At 70.7% G+C, this 16,552-nt stretch carries 14 protein-coding genes and 1 other RNA gene; 8 read left to right on the top strand and 7 right to left on the bottom strand.

The genetic code is table 11. From position 1 onward, the window contains the following. Positions 1 to 27 precede the first annotated feature (27 nt). Complete coding sequence (locus ACFSDF_RS12310) at positions 28 to 1,467, top strand: RNB domain-containing ribonuclease (RefSeq protein ID WP_377157685.1); 1,440 nt, start codon at positions 28 to 30, stop codon at positions 1,465 to 1,467. Positions 1,468 to 1,477: 10 nt separating this feature from the next. Here the strand turns inward: ACFSDF_RS12310 and ACFSDF_RS12315 are convergent, their stop codons facing one another. Then, positions 1,478 to 2,059: a TMEM165/GDT1 family protein gene (locus ACFSDF_RS12315; protein ID WP_167008094.1), complete on the bottom strand. Its 582-nt coding sequence runs from the start codon at positions 2,057 to 2,059 to the stop codon at positions 1,478 to 1,480. A 252-nt stretch (positions 2,060 to 2,311) separates the two neighbouring features. Here ACFSDF_RS12315 and rnpB point away from each other — a divergent pair. Further along, positions 2,312 to 2,715, top strand: an RNA gene (gene rnpB, locus ACFSDF_RS12320) — RNase P RNA component class A. Positions 2,716 to 2,752: 37 nt separating this feature from the next. Here the strand turns inward: rnpB and ACFSDF_RS12325 are convergent. Both ACFSDF_RS12325 and map read right to left on the bottom strand, forming a co-directional pair. Continuing rightward, entirely contained in the window at positions 2,753 to 3,094 is a 342-nt protein-coding gene (locus ACFSDF_RS12325) for a DUF3817 domain-containing protein (protein ID WP_167251927.1), read from the bottom strand. Positions 3,095 to 3,141: 47 nt separating this feature from the next. After that, positions 3,142 to 3,990 (bottom strand): type I methionyl aminopeptidase, encoded by an 849-nt coding sequence (gene map, locus ACFSDF_RS12330; protein ID WP_167251926.1) that lies wholly within the window; start codon positions 3,988 to 3,990, stop codon positions 3,142 to 3,144. An 80-nt stretch (positions 3,991 to 4,070) separates the two neighbouring features. On the opposite strand from map, the gene ACFSDF_RS12335 reads away from it, so the two are divergent. Both ACFSDF_RS12335 and ACFSDF_RS12340 read left to right on the top strand, forming a co-directional pair. Further along, positions 4,071 to 4,277: a hypothetical protein gene (locus ACFSDF_RS12335; protein WP_167008101.1), complete on the top strand. Its 207-nt coding sequence runs from the start codon at positions 4,071 to 4,073 to the stop codon at positions 4,275 to 4,277. Positions 4,278 to 4,338: 61 nt separating this feature from the next. Further along, the gene (locus tag ACFSDF_RS12340; protein ID WP_167008104.1) at positions 4,339 to 5,148 is read left to right on the top strand and encodes a thioesterase family protein; all 810 of its coding nucleotides are present in this window, start codon (positions 4,339 to 4,341) and stop codon (positions 5,146 to 5,148) included. Between the two features lie 19 nt (positions 5,149 to 5,167). On the opposite strand, the gene panB is transcribed toward ACFSDF_RS12340, so the two are convergent. Next, positions 5,168 to 6,064, bottom strand: coding sequence for a 3-methyl-2-oxobutanoate hydroxymethyltransferase (gene panB, locus ACFSDF_RS12345; protein WP_377157688.1), 897 nt, complete (start codon positions 6,062 to 6,064; stop codon positions 5,168 to 5,170). Between the two features lie 203 nt (positions 6,065 to 6,267). Here panB and ACFSDF_RS12350 point away from each other — a divergent pair, with 203 nt between their 5' ends. Next, a complete protein-coding gene (locus tag ACFSDF_RS12350) occupies positions 6,268 to 8,016 on the top strand; it encodes a M14 family zinc carboxypeptidase (RefSeq protein WP_377157690.1) in 1,749 nt (582 codons plus the stop codon). 57 nt (positions 8,017 to 8,073) lie between these two features. On the opposite strand, the gene ACFSDF_RS12355 is transcribed toward ACFSDF_RS12350, so the two are convergent. Then, positions 8,074 to 9,834 (bottom strand): NAD+ synthase, encoded by a 1,761-nt coding sequence (locus ACFSDF_RS12355; RefSeq protein WP_377157692.1) that lies wholly within the window; start codon positions 9,832 to 9,834, stop codon positions 8,074 to 8,076. Positions 9,835 to 9,937: 103 nt separating this feature from the next. Between ACFSDF_RS12355 and glnA the strand changes: the two genes are divergently transcribed. Both glnA and ACFSDF_RS12365 read left to right on the top strand, forming a co-directional pair. Beyond that, the gene (glnA, locus tag ACFSDF_RS12360) at positions 9,938 to 11,275 is read left to right on the top strand and encodes a type I glutamate--ammonia ligase (protein WP_167008116.1); all 1,338 of its coding nucleotides are present in this window, start codon (positions 9,938 to 9,940) and stop codon (positions 11,273 to 11,275) included. 2 nt (positions 11,276 to 11,277) lie between these two features. Further along, a complete protein-coding gene (locus tag ACFSDF_RS12365) occupies positions 11,278 to 14,220 on the top strand; it encodes a bifunctional [glutamine synthetase] adenylyltransferase/[glutamine synthetase]-adenylyl-L-tyrosine phosphorylase (RefSeq protein ID WP_377157694.1) in 2,943 nt (980 codons plus the stop codon). A gap of 68 nt (positions 14,221 to 14,288) precedes the next feature. Here the strand turns inward: ACFSDF_RS12365 and ACFSDF_RS12370 are convergent, their stop codons facing one another. Beyond that, entirely contained in the window at positions 14,289 to 14,576 is a 288-nt protein-coding gene (locus ACFSDF_RS12370; protein WP_167008119.1) for a WhiB family transcriptional regulator, read from the bottom strand. A 111-nt stretch (positions 14,577 to 14,687) separates the two neighbouring features. Here ACFSDF_RS12370 and ACFSDF_RS12375 point away from each other — a divergent pair, with 111 nt between their 5' ends. Next, complete coding sequence (locus ACFSDF_RS12375) at positions 14,688 to 15,731, top strand: MerR family transcriptional regulator (protein ID WP_167251922.1); 1,044 nt, start codon at positions 14,688 to 14,690, stop codon at positions 15,729 to 15,731. 12 nt (positions 15,732 to 15,743) lie between these two features. Here ACFSDF_RS12375 and ACFSDF_RS12380 read toward each other — a convergent pair whose 3' ends face one another. Continuing rightward, positions 15,744 to 16,451 carry a TetR/AcrR family transcriptional regulator gene (locus tag ACFSDF_RS12380; protein ID WP_377157697.1) on the bottom strand — a complete coding sequence of 236 codons (708 nt, stop codon included), beginning with the start codon at positions 16,449 to 16,451 and terminating at the stop codon, positions 15,744 to 15,746. Positions 16,452 to 16,552: the final 101 nt, after the last annotated feature.

The raw sequence follows: 16,552 nt of genomic DNA on the forward strand, positions 1-16,552 counted from the left end.
GTCCTCGTGGTCGCTAGGGTGAGCGGCATGGCTCACGCGTACTACGCCGTCGCCCCCGAGGCCGTCCCCGCACTCGAAGGCCGCATCGACCTGCTCGCCGAGGAGCTCGGTGTCGACGCGGCGTTCCCGCCGGAGGTGCTGACCGAGGCCGATGCTGCGGCCGGCGACGCCGCGCTGCCCGCGCTCGACCGCACGGACCTGCCGCTGCTCACGATCGACCCGCCGGGTGCACGGGACCTCGACCAGGCGATGTTCCTCGAGCGCCGTGACGACGGCTACACCGTGCACTACGCGATCGCGGACGTCGCCTCGTTCGTCCGGCCCGGCGGCGCGATCGACCACGAGGCGCACCGCCGTGGCGAGACGTTGTACGCGCCGACGCGGCGGATCCCGCTCCACCCGCCGGCGCTGTCCGAGGACGCGGCGAGCCTGCTCCCCGGCGTCGTACGACCGGCACTGCTGTGGAGCATCGACCTCGACGCGCATGGCTCGCAGGTGGGAGCCCAGGTCGTGCGGGCCCGCGTGCGGAGCACGGCGCAGCTGGACTACGAGGGGGTACAGCAGCAGGTCGACGCGGGCGAGGGTCCCGAGACGCTCGGCCTGCTCCGCGAGATCGGCGAGCTGCGCCAACGGCTCGAGGCCGAGCGCGGCGGGGTCAGCCTGCCGCTGCCGACGCAGGAGATCGAGCCGGGCGCGGACGGGGCGTGGCGCCTGTCGTATCGAGAGCCCGTGCCGTCGGAGGGGTGGAACGAGCAGATCTCGCTCCTCACGGGCATGGCGGCCGCGGCGATGATGCTCGAGGCACGGGTCGGTCTCGTACGGACGCTGCCGCCCGCCGACGAACGCGGCCTCGTCCGCTTGCGTCGGGCGGCGCGCGGTCTCGGCATCGCGTGGCCGGACGCGATGCCGTACCCGGAGTTCGTTCGTACGCTCGACCCTGCGCAGCCGCGGCACGTCGCGATGCTCGAAGCCTGCACGGGGCTCCTGCGCGGCGCCGGCTATGTGGCGTTCGACGGCGAGCTGCCCGCGCTCGTCGAGCACTCCGCGATCGCCGCCCCGTACGCGCACGCGACCGCCCCGCTGCGTCGGCTCGCCGACCGGTACGTGGGGGAGGTGTGCCTCGCGGTGAGTGCGGGCGAGCCCGTCCCCGACTGGGTGCGGCGCGCTCTCCCGGAGCTGCCGAAGGTGATGGCGGGCACCGGGAGGCTCGCGTCGTCGTTCGACCGGGCGGTGCTGGACCTGGTCGAGGCGGTGGTGCTCTCGGACTCCGTCGGCGAGATGTTCGAGGGCGTCGTCATCGACGCGGACGACAAGGATCCCGAGAAGGGCACCGTGCTGCTCGACGAGCCCGCGGTCGAGGGACGGGTCGTCGGGACGGCGCCGCTGCCGCTGGGCGAGCCCGTACAGGTCGTGCTCGACGAGGCGGACGTGGACGCGCGCGTCGTACGGTTTCGGCTCGCGCGCTGACCCACGTGCATCAGAGCGCGACGAGCCCCTCGATCAGCATCCACGCGCCGAACAGCGCGAACAGCGCCGCCGCACCGTACTTGATCGCCTTCTCGGGCAGCTTCTTGCCGAGCCATGCGCCGAGCATGATCGCGAGCGCGTCGGCCAGCACCATGCCGATCGTGCTGCCGATCCACGTGCCGAGCCAGTTCTCCTGCGTCGCGAGCGTGATGGTCGCGAGCATCGTCTTGTCGCCGAGCTCGGCGAGGAAGAACGCGCCGCCGACCGCCCAGACCGCGGCACCGCTGCTGCGCTGGGCCTTCTGCCGCTCCTCGGTGCTCAGCTGGTCACCACGCAACGTCCAGGCGGCGAAGACGAGGAACGCGACGCCGGCGGCGAGCGTGATCCAGTGCTGCGCGTCGGCGAACGTCTCGCCGATCCAGAAGCCGATGCCGACCGAGACGAGGTGGACCACCGCCGTCGCAATCGTGATGCCGAGAAGCACGTCGCGCGGGCGGTAGCGAGTGGCGAACGTCATCGCCATCAGCTGGCTCTTGTCACCAAGCTCGGCCACGAAGATCACGGCGGTGCTCAGGAGCAGGGCGTACAGCATGAAAAAGTCTCCTCGTCGCCTGGACGAGGAGACTGCCTGGACGGCCCCTTCGACCAGGCACGTCCATAGGGTCGTGTTGCTGGCCGAAAGTCTCGTCCGCGCCACCGAGGTGACGCCTTCCGTACCGGACCCCGGAGGGTCAGTGTGTCGACACGGACGTTGGGGACTACTCCCTTTCGCTTCGTCGATCGTACGCCCAGGTGGTGCGGCGACCAAACCGGGTGGCAGGTGGGCTACTGTGACAGGCGCGGATGAGTCGGCCGGGCGGCCGCGTCGTCCTTGGTGCGCACCAAGGACGCCGAGGAAGGTCCGGACTCCACAGAGCAACGGTGGTGGGTAACGCCCACCCACGGTGACGTGCGGGACAGTGCCACAGAAAACAGACCGCCAGCGGCCTCACGCCTTGTGCGTGAGGTGCGGGTAAGGGTGAAACGGTGGTGTAAGAGACCACCAGCGCCTCGGGTGACCGAGGTGGCTCGGTAAACCCCACTGGGAGCAAGACCAAGAAGGGCCTCAGGGTCCGCGCAGGTGCTGACGCTGCTCGCCGAGCCTGCGGGTAGGTTGCTAGAGCGTCGCGGTGACGCGGCGCCGAGAGAGATGGTCGCCGGGGCGGGGAGACGTCCTGACAGAATCCGGCCTACAGGCCGACTCATCCGCCCTGACGGGGTGACGCAAAGCGCCACCCCGTGCCGCTCAGCGGCGGACGGCGGTGCCGAGCAGGCCGCGGCGGTCCGCCCAGACCTCGAAGAGCACCGTGAAGAACGGCGGGATGCTCGACGCGAGCGCGGCGACGGCGACCTTGAACGACCAGCCGAACGTACGCCAGGCGATCAGGCACATCACGACGTACGCGACGAAGATGCCGCCGTGGATCGGGCCGAAGATCTGCACGCCGACCTCGGTCGTCTCGAGGATCCACTTGAAGAACATGCCGATCAGCAGCCCCGCCCACGAGACGGCCTCGGCGAAGGCCACGACGCGGAAGGCGAGGCGGGTACGGGGATGGGTCTGCGGGGGAGTGGCGGTGACGGTCACGGCACCGACCGTACTGGGTGGGTCCGCACGACCCGATGCGTCGTAGCTCACGGGAGCGTGAGGATCTCGGCGCCGCTGTCGGTGACGAGCAGCGTGTGCTCGAACTGCGCGGTGCGGGCCTTGTCGCGTGTCGTTGCCGTCCAGCCGTCGTCCCACATGTCCCACTCGATCGTGCCGAGGGTCAACATCGGCTCAATCGTGAAGGTCATCCCCGGCTTGATCAAGGTGTCGTAACGCGGGTCGTCGTAGTGGGGGATGATCAGGCCGTCGTGGAACGCGGGCCCGACCCCGTGGCCGGTGAAGTCGCGCACGACGCCGTAGCCGAAGCGCTTGGCGTACGACTCGATGACGCGTCCGATGACGTTGATCTCGCGGCCGGGCCGGACGGCGCGGATCGCCCGCATCAGAGCCTCGTGCGTCCGCTCGACGAGCAGGCGCGCCTCCTCGTCGACATCGCCGACGAGGTAGGTCTTGTTGGTGTCACCGTGGACGCCGCCGACGTAGGCGGTGATGTCGATGTTGACGATGTCGCCGTCCTCGAGCGCACGCGCGTCGGGGATGCCGTGGCAGATCACCTCGTTGACGCTCGAGCACAGCGACTTTGGATAGCCGCGGTAGCCGAGGGTCGACGGGTAGGCGCCCTGGCTCACGAGGAACTCGTGCCCGATCGCGTCGAGCTCGTCGGTCGTCACGCCAGGGGTGATCGCAGCCTCGACCGCGTCGAGCGCCTGCGCGGCGATGCGCCCGGCCACCCGCATCGCGGCGATCGTCTCGGCGGAACGGACCTCGGGTCCGTCGTACGACGCGGGCTTGGCCTTGCCGACGTACTCGGGCACGGCGATCGTCGAGGGCACCGTACGGCGCGGGGACTGGGCGTGGGGGGTCAGCACGGTCACGCGACGAGTGTAGGTGTGGCCCCCGCACGCGCCGGCGCGCACGTCGCCGCCGTCGGGCAGGATGGGGGAAGGAGGTCGCGATGACGGACGAGAAGTTCTACTACTGCATCAAGCACCATGCGGTCGAGGGGGCCGACGGGTGTCGGGCGATCGATCGCCTCGGCCCGTACGACACGCGCGAGGAGGCCGAGCACGCGCTCGAGATCGCGCAGCAGCGCAACGAGCAGTGGGACAACGACCCCGACTGGAACGACGACGCCGAGGAGGGCCCGACCGCCTCAGCGTGAGGCCCCGGCCCGATCTGTCGGTGGCAGCCGCCATGATGGGCTCCTCGACAAGAGGAGCACCATGACTGCGCGACCCCACCCCTTTCACGACGTGAGCGCCGTGCGCGCGACGACCGACGGCTTCGAGGCCGAGGTCGACCCGGAGTGGTGCGTCGGCGAGAAGCCCAACGGGGGCTATCTCCTCGCGATGCTCGCCCGCGCCGCGACGCTGAGCGCGGGGCACGCGCACGTGGTCACCGCGTCGGCGCACTATCTCCACTCGCCCGACCCAGGTCCGGTCGAGATCGAGACGACCGTGCTCCGCAAGGGGCGCAGTGCCGACCATGTGCGGGCGACGATGCGGCAGGACGGTCGGCCCTGCGTCGAGGCGGTCCTCATGATCGGGCAGCTCGACGTCGCGACGACGCCCTACTGGGACCGTGGCGCGCCGCCTCGTCCGACGGCCGACCGCGAGCACGGCGTCCGCGTGCCAGGGACGAGCCCGACCGGGGTGCGCATCCGGGTGATGGATCAGGTTGACCTTCGCCTCGATCCCGCCACGCTCGGGTTCGGAGCGGGCCGCCCGAGCGGCTCCGGTGAACTACGAGGGTGGCTCGCCTTCCTCGACGACGCGGCGTTCGAGCCGGTCTCGCTCCTCTATGCGGTCGACTCGTTCCCGCCGGCGACGTTCGAGATCGCGCCCACGGACTGGGTGCCGACGTTGGAGATGACCGCGTACGTCCGGGCGCTCCCCGTGCCGGGGCCGTTGACGATCCTCCACCGTGCCCAGCTCGTCGAGGCGCAGCGCGTCGACGAGTCCACGTTCGTGTGGGACCGCGCCGGTCGCCTCGTCGCACAGGCGACGCAGCTCGCGGGGGTCCGGCTGGGCTGAGCCCCGGCACAGCCCGTGGCTAGAAGGTGTGCTCCTCGCCGGGGAACGTGCCGCCCTCGACGTCGGCGACGTACGCCCGAGCGGCGTCGAGCATCGTCGTCCGTAGGTCGGCGTACTTCTTCACGAACCGCGGCAGGCGGCCTGCGTTGAGGCCCATCATGTCCTGCCACACGAGCACCTGGGCGTCCGTGCCAGCACCGGCGCCGATGCCGATGGTCGGGATGTGGAGCTTGGCCGTGATCTCGGTGGCGACGTCGCCCGGCACCATCTCCATGACGACCGCGAACGCCCCGGCCTCTTGCACGGCGAGCGCGTCGGCGACGGTCTTCTGGGCGGCATCGCCACGCCCCTGGACGCGGTAGCCGCCGAGCGCGTGCTCCGACTGCGGTGTGAAGCCGATGTGCGCGCAGACCGGCACCCCACCGTCGACGAGCCGTCGGATCTGCGGGGCCATCTCGGCGCCGCCCTCGAGCTTGACGCCGTGCGCGTGGCCTTCCTTCATGAAGCGCACCGCGGTGTCGTACGCCTGCTCCGGCGAGCCCTGGTACGACCCGAACGGCAGGTCGGCGAGGACGAACGCGTACTTCGCGGAGCGCGAGACCGCACGCACGAGCGGGATGAGCTCGTCGACGCTCACGGGCAGCGACGACTCGTACCCGTAGACGTTGTTGGCCGCGGAGTCACCGACGAGGAGGACGTGCACGCCCGCCTCGTCGAAGATCTGCGCGGAGTACTGGTCGTACGAGGTGAGCATCGTCCACTTCTCACCGCGCTCCTTCATCTGCGCGAGCGTGTACGTCCGGACGCGCTTGCGCGCCGCGGGAGCGGTCGCGGGCGTCTGGGTGGAGCCGGTTCCGTAGGGCGCGGGCTCTTCCTGCGGGGCGCCGCCGCTGGGGGCGGAGGTGTTCTCGGACATCGTGATCCTTCGTTCTCGCAGCTCCCGGTTGGAGTCCACGGACGTCTTCAGACTGCCACGGGACCACCGGGTCGTCGTACCGGCTTCAGGTGACCTCTGATGTGTTTTGCGTTACATGACGGAAATCGTTTCGTCGCGCGCGAGAAGCCCGTCGCCGCCAGATTGAGTGCGCACGCATTTCATCGAGCGAAGAGGTGGAGTCGATGACCGAACGACAGACGACGAGGGACCGGCCCGGTCGCAGAAGACGCGGGCGGATCGCCGCACCGCTCGGAGTGCTCGCCCTGACGATCGGCGCGCTGGCCCCGGGGTCCGCGGCGGCAGACGAGCCCAGCCCTTACGAGCCGGGGCTGACGTCGATCGTCGAGGTGACGCTCGACGACCGCGGGGACTACGAGCGGCTCACCGCGCTCGGGCTGGACGAGATCAGTCACCACGGTGGTGGCGCGCAGGACGGCGGGGAGGTCGAGGTGATGCTGCACGCCGAGTCCGACGCGCGCACGCTGCGCAAGGCAGGCTTCGGGTGGGACGTCGTGGTCGAGGACGTGGACGCGGTCAATCGTGAGGCGCGCGCCGAGGAGAGCGCGGCCGCTGCAGCCGCCGCCGCCGACCCGAGCGAGCGCTCGGACCTGCCGACCGGCCGAGTCTCGTACCGGACGCTCCAGGAGGTCAACGCGGAGCTGGCGAGCCTGGCGAAGCGCTATCCCAACACCGTCACGCTGTTCCGCCTGCCGCGCCCGTCGCTGCTCGGCACGCCCGTCTATGGCGTCGAGATCACGCACGACGTGAAGAAGGACAGCGGCAAGCCCGTCTTCCTGCTCACCGGTCTCACGCACTCGCGCGAGTGGCCGACGACCGAGCTCACGATGGAGTTCCTCTGGGACCTCGTCCAGAACGACCGCAGCGACGCACGCATCACGTCGATGCTCGAGCGGGGCCGCCTCGTCGCCGTGCCGGTCGTCAACCCCGACGGGTACGAGATGTCACGTGGGCTCGTCCACGAGCAGAAGCGCAAGAACTGCCGTGTCGTCGACGGCGAGGTCCCGACCCGCGCGCAGTGCGCGGCGGCGGAGTCCGCCAACGTGGGCGTCGACCTCAACCGCAACTACACGGCCTTCTGGGGCGGACCCGGATCGGGCGCGCGGACGACGGACAGCAACTATCGCGGTGCGGCCCCGGCGTCGGAGCCGGAGATCGCCAACATGATCGACCTCGTGAACGCCCACCAGGTCACGCTCGCGATCAGCAACCACACCCCGGACGAGCGGGTGCTGCGTGCCCCGAGCGCGCCGAACGAGCCCACCCCGGCTGAGGAAGCGATCTACCAGCAGATCGCCGAGATCCTCGGGCAGATCATGGGGTGGCCGGCCGGACCGTGGCCCGAGATCTACTACGACGCGAGCGGGACGGCCGAGCAGACATCGTTCTACACCAGCGGCACGTTCGCGTTCACGTTCGAGAACACGCCGGGCCATCGCGACAACGATCGGTTCCACCCGCCGTACCCGTCGGTGATCGACCAGTACCTCGGGACCGGCGAGTATGAGGGGTCGACCGCACGCGAGGCGTTCCTCACCGCGTTCGGGCAGGCGAGCGATCCCACCTACCACGCGCTGATCTCGGGCTCGGCGAAGCCGGGGACGGAGCTCGCCTTGCGCAAGGACGTCACGGTGACCAGCTCGCCGGTGACGCTTCCGGGTGAGAGCCTGCCGCTGACCCTGCCGGTCGACGACCGCGTCGAGACGACCTTGACTGTCCCGTCCAGCGGTCGCTTCTCGTGGCACGTCAACCCGTCGGACCGCCCGAGCCAGGCGGCCACGGCGAACATACGAGAGTCGTGGAGTCTGAGCTGCCGTCGCGGCAAGGGGGAGTGGAAGGACGCCGGGATGGTACGGGTGACCCGCGGGACGGAGGTCACGCTCGACCGTCAGGCGCTGCCGCGCAGCTGCTGAGCCGGCTGTACGCGTCCGGTGCCCGGGCGGTTGCTCGGGCACCGGAGGCGAACGGGCTCAGTCTGTGACGAGGTGCTCGCGCCAGCCATGGGTGATCGGGACCCGGCGGTCGCGACCGAAGTTGCGCCGCGTGACCTTGGGGCCCGGCGGGTACTGGCGGCGCTTGTACTCGGCGCGGTCGACCAGCGTCACCACCCGCTCGACCAGCTCGGGGTCGTAGCCCTCCGCGACCACCGCGGCCGCCGGCAGGTCGCGCTCGACGTACGCGTCGAGGATGCCATCGAGGACCTCGTACGGGGGCAGCGAGTCGGTGTCGAGCTGGCCGGGACGCAGCTCGGCCGACGGCGGCTTGCTGATCGCGTTCTCCGGGATCGGCGGCGTCTCGCCACGCGCGTCGGCGTACGCGTTGCGCCAGCGGGCGAGCTCCCAGACGAGGGTCTTGCGGACGTCCTTGATCGGGGCGTAGCCGCCGACCGCGTCACCGTAGATCGTCGAGTAGCCGGTCGCGACCTCGGACTTGTTGCCGCAGGCGAGCACGAGGTGGCCCTCCTGGTTGGACAGGCCCATCCAGACGACGGCACGCACGCGGGCCTGCAGGTTCTCCTCGGCGAGCCCGCTGAGGCCCAGCGCCTCCTGGAACGCGTCGACCATCGGCGCGATCGCGACTGTCCGCAGGTCGAGCCCCGTACGGCGTGCGAGCTCGGCGGCGTCGGAGCGCGAGTGCTCGGTCGAATACGCGCTGGGGTTGGAGACGCCGAAGACCCGGTCGGCGCCGAGCGCGTCGACGGCGATCGCGGCGCACAGCGTGGAGTCGATGCCGCCGGACAGGCCGAGCAGCACGGAGCGGAAGCCGTTCTTCTCGACGTAGTCGCGCAGGCCGACGACGAGTGCGCGATAGATCTCCTCGAGGTCGTCGAGCCGCGGGAGCACCGGGGAAGTGACCGACTCGTACGGGGCGACGGGCTCGGTGGTGATGACCGTACGGACGATGCGTAGCCCCGCGAACCGGGTGTCGGCCGGGGGCATCAGGCGCCGGGCCGCAGGCAGGTCCAGGTCGACGACGAGGAGCTCCTCGACGAACTGCGCCGTACGGGCGAGCAGCGTGCCTTCGGCATCGACCACGAGGGAGTCGCCGTCGAAGACGAGCTCGTCCTGGCCTCCGACCAGGTTGACGTAGGCGAGTGCGCAGTCGCCCTCGACCGCGCGTCGTCGGCACAGGTCGAGACGAACGTCGTCCTTGTTGGCCTCGTACGGGGAGCCGTTGGGGACGACGAGCAGGCCCGCACCGGACGCGCGGACGGCCGAGGCGATCCCGTCGCGCCAGAGGTCCTCACAGATGAGCATCGCGACGTCCGTGCCGTTCACCTCAAGGACGTTGAGGATGTCGCCGGGGACGAAGGTGCGGATCTCGTCACCGACGCCGTAGTTCCAGAGGTGGACCTTGGCCTGGCGCGCGACGATCTCCCCGCCATGCATGACAGCGAGCGCGTTCTGGGGGGCGTTCTTGGGGATGCCGGGTCCTTCGGCGACGCCCTCGGCCTGGTCGAGGAAGCCGACGACGGCGACGAGGTCGCCGAGGTCCTCGACGTCGAGCGTACGGGCGAGCTCCTCGGCCTTGGCCCGCGACGCGGCGACCACCGAGGCGCGCATCGCGAGGTCTTCGAGCGGGTAGCCGGTGAGCACCATCTCGGGGAACACGACGAGGTGGGCGCCAGCCTCGTGAGCCACTCGGCAGCGGCTCAGCACGAGCTCGGCGTTGTGGTCGAAATCCCCGACGCGGGCGTTGACCTGGGCGAGAGCGACGCGAAGCTGAGGCACGTGGCGAGCCTAGCGTCCCCGATCTGTGCCGTCGGCCGCCGAACTGCCCCAGCGATTCGGACCCGTTCACCCGGCCGTCACGAATCACGGGCACACTTGGCCCATGGGTAAGCAGGAAGACTTCGTGCTGCGTGCGCTCGAGGAGCGCGACGTCCGCTTCGTACGGCTGTGGTTCACCGACGTCCTCGGGCATCTGAAGTCCGTGGCGGTCGCGCCCGCGGAGCTCGAAGGCGCCTTCGACGAGGGCATCGGCTTCGACGGCTCGGCGATCGAGGGCTTCGCCCGCGTCCACGAGGCCGACATGCTCGCCAAGCCCGACCCGTCGACGTTCCAGATCCTTCCGTGGCGCGGCGAGACGCCGGCGACCGCGCGCATGTTCTGCGACATCCAGCTCCCCGACGGCAGCCCCTCGTACGCCGACCCGCGCTTCGTCCTCAAGCGGACGCTCGCGAAGGCCGCCGAGATGGGCTTCAGCTTCTACACGCACCCCGAGGTCGAGTTCTTCCTCTTCAAGGGCAAGCCCGAGAGCGGGACGCGCCCGGTCCCGGTCGACGACTCCGGCTACTTCGACCACACCGCGCAGGGTGGCGGCCAGGACTTCCGCCGCGAGGTCATCACGATGCTCGAGGCGATGGGCATCTCCGTCGAGTACAGCCACCACGAGGGCGCTCCGGGCCAGCAGGAGATCGACCTGCGCTACGCCGACGCGCTGACGACGGCCGACAACATCATGACCTTCCGTACGGTCGTCCGTGAGGTCGCGCTGGGCCAGGGCCTGTGGGCGAGCTTCATGCCCAAGCCGTTCACCGACCACCCGGGCTCGGGCATGCACACCCACATGAGCCTGTTCGAGGGCGACGAGAACGCGTTCTACGAGGCCGGCTCCGAGTACCAGCTCTCGCGCACCGGGCGCTCGTTCATCGCCGGCATCCTCCAGCACACGTCGGAGATCACCGCGATCACCAACCAGTGGGTCAACTCGTACAAGCGCCTCATTTTCGGCGGCGAGGCCCCGTCGTACGTCTGCTGGGGCCACAACAACCGCTCGGCGCTTGTCCGGGTGCCGATGTACAAGCCGCACAAGGGCGGCTCGGCCCGCATCGAGCACCGCGCGATCGACGCCGGCTGCAACCCGTACCTCGCGTTCGCCGTGGTGCTCGCGGCCGGCCTGAAGGGCATCGAGGAGGGATACGAGCTCCCGCCGGAGGCCGAGGACGACGTCTGGGCGCTGACCGAGACCGAGCGCCGTGCGCTGGGCATCGCGCCGCTGCCCCGCAACCTCGACGAGGCCATCCGTGAGATGGAGAGCAGCGAGCTGGTCGCCGAGACGCTGGGCGAGCACGTGTACGACTTCTTCCTGCGCAACAAGCGGGCGGAGTGGCACGAGTACCGCTCGCAGGTGACGCAGTTCGAGCTCGACCGGCTGGTGACTCGGGTCTGAGCGTGTCGGAGGAGCGAAGACCGCAGCGCCTGCGGACGACGTCGGGCTGGCTCGCGCGGCTCGGGTTCACCGACGCCGACGCCGCGGCGTCGCTGCTCGACGACTGCGGCATCCGCTCCGCCGCGATCGTCGAGCGGGTCGCGCACGGCGCCGACCCCGACCTCGCGCTGCGGATGCTGTGCGCGATCGCGGCCGCATTCGAGGGGGAGGGGACGCTCGAGGAGCACCTCGAGGCCGACGCCGAGCTGCTCACGCGGCTGGTCGCCGTGCTCGGTGCGAGCCAGGCGCTCGGCGAGTTCCTCGTCCGCCGGCCCGCGGTGGTGCTCGACCTGCGGGCGACGACGATGCCGCTCGAGCCGCGCGACCAGGCGGCATTCGAGTCCGTGCTCGGCGAGGTGGCCGACGGCGACGCGCTGCGCATCGCGTACCGGCGCCAGCTGGTGCAGATCGCCGCGCGCGACCTGACCCGGCGCAGCAGCTACGAGCAGACCTCGGCCGAGCTCGCTGACCTGGCAGGTGCCACGCTCGCGTCGGCGCTGCGCCTGGCGCGCGAGCAGGTCGAGGGCGCCGAGCAGGCTCGCCTCGCGGTGATCGCGATGGGCAAGTGCGGCGGCCGCGAGCTCAACTACGTCAGCGATGTCGACGTCGTCTTCGCGTACGCCCCTGTCGACGGCGTCGAGGAGCAGCGGGCCGCCCGGGTGGCCACCCAGCTCGCCTCGACACTCATGCGCCTGTGCAGCGACCACACCCGCGAGGGCACGATCTGGGAGGTCGACGCCAACCTCCGACCAGAGGGCAAGGACGGCCCGCTCGTCCGTACGGTCGCCAGCCACGTCGCTTACTACGAGCGCTGGGCGAGCACGTGGGAGTTTCAGGCGCTGCTCAAGGCGCGACCGGTCGCGGGCGACGCCGACCTCGGTCGGGAGTACGTCGACGCACTGATGCCGAGGGTGTGGCAGGCCGCGACGCGCCCGCACTTCGTCGTCGACACGCGGGCGATGCGCCGCCGGGTGATCGACAACATCCCGCCTCAGCAGCTCGACCGGGAGCTCAAGCTCGGGCCGGGCGGCCTGCGTGACGTCGAGTTCGCCGTGCAGCTCCTCCAGCTCGTCCACGGGCGTACGGACGAACGCCTGCGGGTCCGCTCGACCACCGACGCGCTGCGGGCGCTCGTCGACGGCGGGTACGTCGGCCGTACGGACGGCGCCGCGATGACCGAGGCGTACACGTTCCTCCGCACGTTCGAGCACCGCATCCAGCTCGACGGCCTGCGGCGTACGCACCTCGTCCCGACCGACCCGCGCACCTTGCGCATGATCGGGCGGACGCTGGCGTTCCGTACCGACCCCGCCGCGAACCTCCTCAAGGAGTGGCAGGCCCAGCGTCGTGAGGTCCTGCGGCTCCATCAGAAGCTTTTCTACCGCCCGCTGCTCGACGCGGTCGCGGCGATGCCGTCGGACGCCCTGCGGCTGACCCCGGAGGCGGCGCGGGCGCGGCTGGAGGCCCTCGGCTACGACGACCCGCGCGCGGCACTCACGCACATCGCCGCCCTCACCACCGGCGTCCGGCGGTCGGCGGCGATCCAGCGCCAGCTCATGCCGGCGATGCTCGCGTGGTTCGCGGAGTCACCCAACCCTGACGGGGGGCTGCTCGCGTTCCGCAAGGTCTCGGAGAGCCTCGGGGCGACGCACTGGTATCTCCGCAAGCTGCGCGACGAGGGCGAGGGCGCCGAGCAGCTCGCCAAGATTCTCGCCGGAAGCGCGTACGTCACCGACCTGATCCTGCGGGCGCCCGAGGCGGTCGCGATCCTCGGCGACGACGCCGAGCTCGCGCCACGCAGCCTGGAGCGCATCGCGACCGAGACCCGTTCGGCGGCGAGTCGCCACGACGACCCGAAGGAAGCGATCCGTACGGTGCGCCGGGTCCGTCGCCGCGAGCTGTCGCGCGTGGCGACCTCCGACGTCCTCGGTCGGCTCGACGTCGTCGACGTCGGTCACGCACTCAGCGACATCAGCGTCGCCACGCTGGAGGCGGCGCTCGAGGTCGCGACGCGCACCGTGGCGACGCAGCGCGGTGGTGAGGTGCCGACCCGGATGTCGGTCGTCCTCATGGGGCGCCTCGGCGGACGCGAGGCGGGGTACGGGTCCGACGCCGACGTGATGTTCGTGCACGACCCGCTGCCCGGCGCGGACGAGTCGGCTGCGAGCCAGTCGGCGATCGCCGTCGCGACCGAGCTGCGGCGCATCCTCGCGGGGGCCGGACCCGACCCGGCGCTCGAGGTCGACGCCGACCTGCGCCCCGAGGGACGCTCGGGTCCGCTCGTGCGCACGCTCGCCTCGTACCGTGCCTACTACGCGCGCTGGTCGATGGTGTGGGAGGCGCAGGCGCTGCTCCGTGCCGCCCCCGTCATCGGCGACGCCGCGCTCAACGCCGCGTTCCGCGACCTCGTCGACCCGCTGCGCTGGCCCGCCGACGGTGTCTCGGAGCAGGACGTGCGAGAGATCCGCCGGATCAAGGCGCGCGTCGACTCCGAGCGGCTGCCGAGGGGTGCCGACCCGGCCACCCACCTCAAGCTCGGGCGCGGAGGCATCGCCGATGTCGAGTGGACCGTCCAGCTGATGCAGATGCAGTACGCCCACGAGATCGACGGTCTGAGGACCACCGAGACGCTGCCGGCGCTGCATGCGGCGGTGAGCGCGGGCCTGATCGCCGCCGACGATGCCGCGGTGCTGGAGGCCGCGTGGCGGCTCGCGAGCCGGATCCGCAACGGCTACGTGCTGCTGCGCAACCGTCCCGCGGCCTCGCTTCCCTCGAACGCCAACGACCGCGCAGGAATCGCGTGGTTGCTCGGCTACGGGATCGATGGCGGGGAGCACATGGTCGACGACTACCTACGGACGACGCGACGTGCGCGCCAGGTGGTCGAGCGCCTCTTCTGGGGCTAGCCGTAGCCAGCGCCCGGGCGGGTCATGGCCGGCCGGTTGCGGGGACCGGCCGGCCATCTCGTGTTGCTTTACCCTGCGGTGCGCTCGCCCGTGAGGAGAGCGGCACGTTCCCCTGTGGTGAGACCTCCCCAGACGCCATATGGCTCCTTCACCTTGAGCGCGTGCTGCAAGCACTGGTCACGGACCACGCAACGCGCGCAGTACGTCTTGGCCAGGTGCTCACGAGCGTGCCGACGGGGGCCGCGCTCGGACTCAGGAGAGAAGAACGTCTCGGGGTCTGCCTCACGACAGGCTCCCTCGTACTGCCATTCGTACGCCTCCATCAGAGGCATTGGAAGGCGGGCAATGCTTGCCATGTTGGTACCCCCTATGAATCAACGCGGCATGCAACTGGTTCAGAACTTATCCAAATCTGATTCAGTGCACAAGATCCGTGTGGCGGGAGGCACGTGCACACGCGACACTCGATGACGAGATACTCCTTCGAGGGCGAGAGTGGGGCGACTGCCCTGGACTCCGACGAACTACCGACCACCAAGCCGCTCGAGGCGGCGCTGGAGACGAGCATGGGCGACGAATCTGAGCTCCTCTGGGGTGTGGGTGCGGTCGCCGAGCGTGTGGGCATCGCGACGCCCACACTGCGGACGTGGGAGCGCCGGTACGGCATCGGGCCGAGCCAGCGCACCGGCGGCGGGCACCGGCGCTACACCGAGACCGACATCCGTCGCGTCCAGCTGATGAACCGGATCGTCTCTAGCGGTGTCTCGGCGCAGTCGGCCGCTCGGGTCGCGCTCTCGCTCGACGCGGGCGGTCTCGTCGCCGCGCTCGCCTCGGACGACCCGCTCTACCACGCCCCTGGTCACGTCATCGCCACGCCGGACGAGTCGGTCACGCGGATCGTCGGCGGCGCCGCCGCCCTCGACGTCGTCGGACTGACCACGGTCCTCGCCGACGCCGTACGCGACTGGGGCGTCCTCGGGGCGTGGGTCAACGTCCTCGCGCCCGCGTTGCGCGAGGTCAGCGACGGAGTCGAGGCGGGCATCATCGGCGTGGAGTCGCAGCGCATCGCGCTGGAGCGGCTCGAGGTGGAGCTGCGCTCGGTCGCGAGGACGTACGCGCCGCGCTACGTCGGAGCGCGACCGCTCGTCCTGGCCTCCGTCGACGCCGAGGCCGAGTCGCTCGCGCTCCTCGCGCTCGAGGCGGCGCTGGCCGGCAAGGGCATCGCGGTGCTCTCGCTCGGGTTCGAGGTCACCGCCGACGCCGTCGCGGGTCTGCTGCGACGGGTGACACCTGCCGCGGTCTATCTGTGGGCAAGCCACGCTCCGGATTCGGGAGTCGTCGACGCCATCGCGACGTCGGCAGGCGAGGGGCCCGTGGTCCTCGTCGGGGGATCTGGGTGGTCCGAGTCGGCCGGGAGCGTCGGCGCCGCTCGCCTGGAGCCCGCGCCCGACCTGCTCGCGACGGCCGACCGGCTCGTCGGCCTGCTGCAGGGCACTCCCGCCACCCGCTGAGCCGCGGCGGGGTCAGCTGAGTCCGAGATCGCGCGCCAGGCGATCGATGAGGGCATCCATGTAGGCCGACGTGGGCAGCTCGGCGGGGTAGTGACCCCAGAGCTCGAACGACACCGTCCCGAAGATCGTCGTCCATGCCATCAGGGTGCGCATCGTCACCTCGCCAGGAAGGCTCGTGCCGGTGGCGTCCTCGACGAACACGTCGACCGGCTCGACGATCGCGCGGAGCGTGGTGCCCGTCGTCTCGCCAGCGGGCACCGCGCGTCCCCGCCATGAGTCGGCGACGATCCGGACGAGCGTGGTCGTGACACGCTGTGCCGGCGTCACGGTGTCCTCTGGAGCGGCGTACCCCTGCACTGGGGTCCCGTAGATCAGCGCGTAGTCGTTGGGATGGGCGAGGGACCAGTCGCGTATGGCATGGGTGAAGGCCGCGAGGCGCTTCGCGGTGCGCGAGCGGTCCTGCACCGCAGCATCGGCGGCCTCGACGTGTACGCCGAGCTCGTCGTAGACCTCGACGAGCAAGGCGGTCAGGAGGGCATCACGGCTGGGGAAGTAGCGGTAGACGGCCGACGACACGAGGTCGAGCTCGCGGGCGATGGCGCGGAAGGACAGGGCGTCAGGAGGCGTCTGGGCGAGGTGGTCGCGGGCGATGCGGAGGATCGCGGCGACCGTCTCATCACGGCTGCGGCGCTTGCGTCCGGTTGGTTCGGTGGGCGGCACGGACTCTAGGATGCCATAGATGAGAGCAGTGCTCTCGACAATCGGCCGCCGAGGTCGTACGGTGAGACGAGAGCAGTGCTCTCCTCCATCGAAAGGACATC

The sequence above is a fragment of the Mumia zhuanghuii genome, from assembly GCF_042681565.1.
GTDB lineage: Bacteria > Actinomycetota > Actinomycetes > Propionibacteriales > Nocardioidaceae > Mumia.

Excerpts from the sequence above, each read along its gene's own strand:
- ACFSDF_RS12310 (WP_377157685.1), top strand. The coding sequence starts at position 28 with ATGGCTCACGCGTACTACGCCGTCGCCCCCGAGGCCGTCCCCGCACTC.
- ACFSDF_RS12315 (WP_167008094.1), bottom strand. The coding sequence starts at position 2,059 with ATGCTGTACGCCCTGCTCCTGAGCACCGCCGTGATCTTCGTGGCCGAG.
- ACFSDF_RS12335 (WP_167008101.1), top strand. The coding sequence starts at position 4,071 with ATGACGGACGAGAAGTTCTACTACTGCATCAAGCACCATGCGGTCGAG.
- ACFSDF_RS12340 (WP_167008104.1), top strand. The coding sequence starts at position 4,339 with ATGACTGCGCGACCCCACCCCTTTCACGACGTGAGCGCCGTGCGCGCG.
- panB (WP_377157688.1), bottom strand. The coding sequence starts at position 6,064 with ATGTCCGAGAACACCTCCGCCCCCAGCGGCGGCGCCCCGCAGGAAGAG.
- ACFSDF_RS12350 (WP_377157690.1), top strand. The coding sequence starts at position 6,268 with ATGACCGAACGACAGACGACGAGGGACCGGCCCGGTCGCAGAAGACGC.
- glnA (WP_167008116.1), top strand. The coding sequence starts at position 9,938 with ATGGGTAAGCAGGAAGACTTCGTGCTGCGTGCGCTCGAGGAGCGCGAC.
- ACFSDF_RS12370 (WP_167008119.1), bottom strand. The coding sequence starts at position 14,576 with ATGGCAAGCATTGCCCGCCTTCCAATGCCTCTGATGGAGGCGTACGAA.
- ACFSDF_RS12375 (WP_167251922.1), top strand. The coding sequence starts at position 14,688 with ATGACGAGATACTCCTTCGAGGGCGAGAGTGGGGCGACTGCCCTGGAC.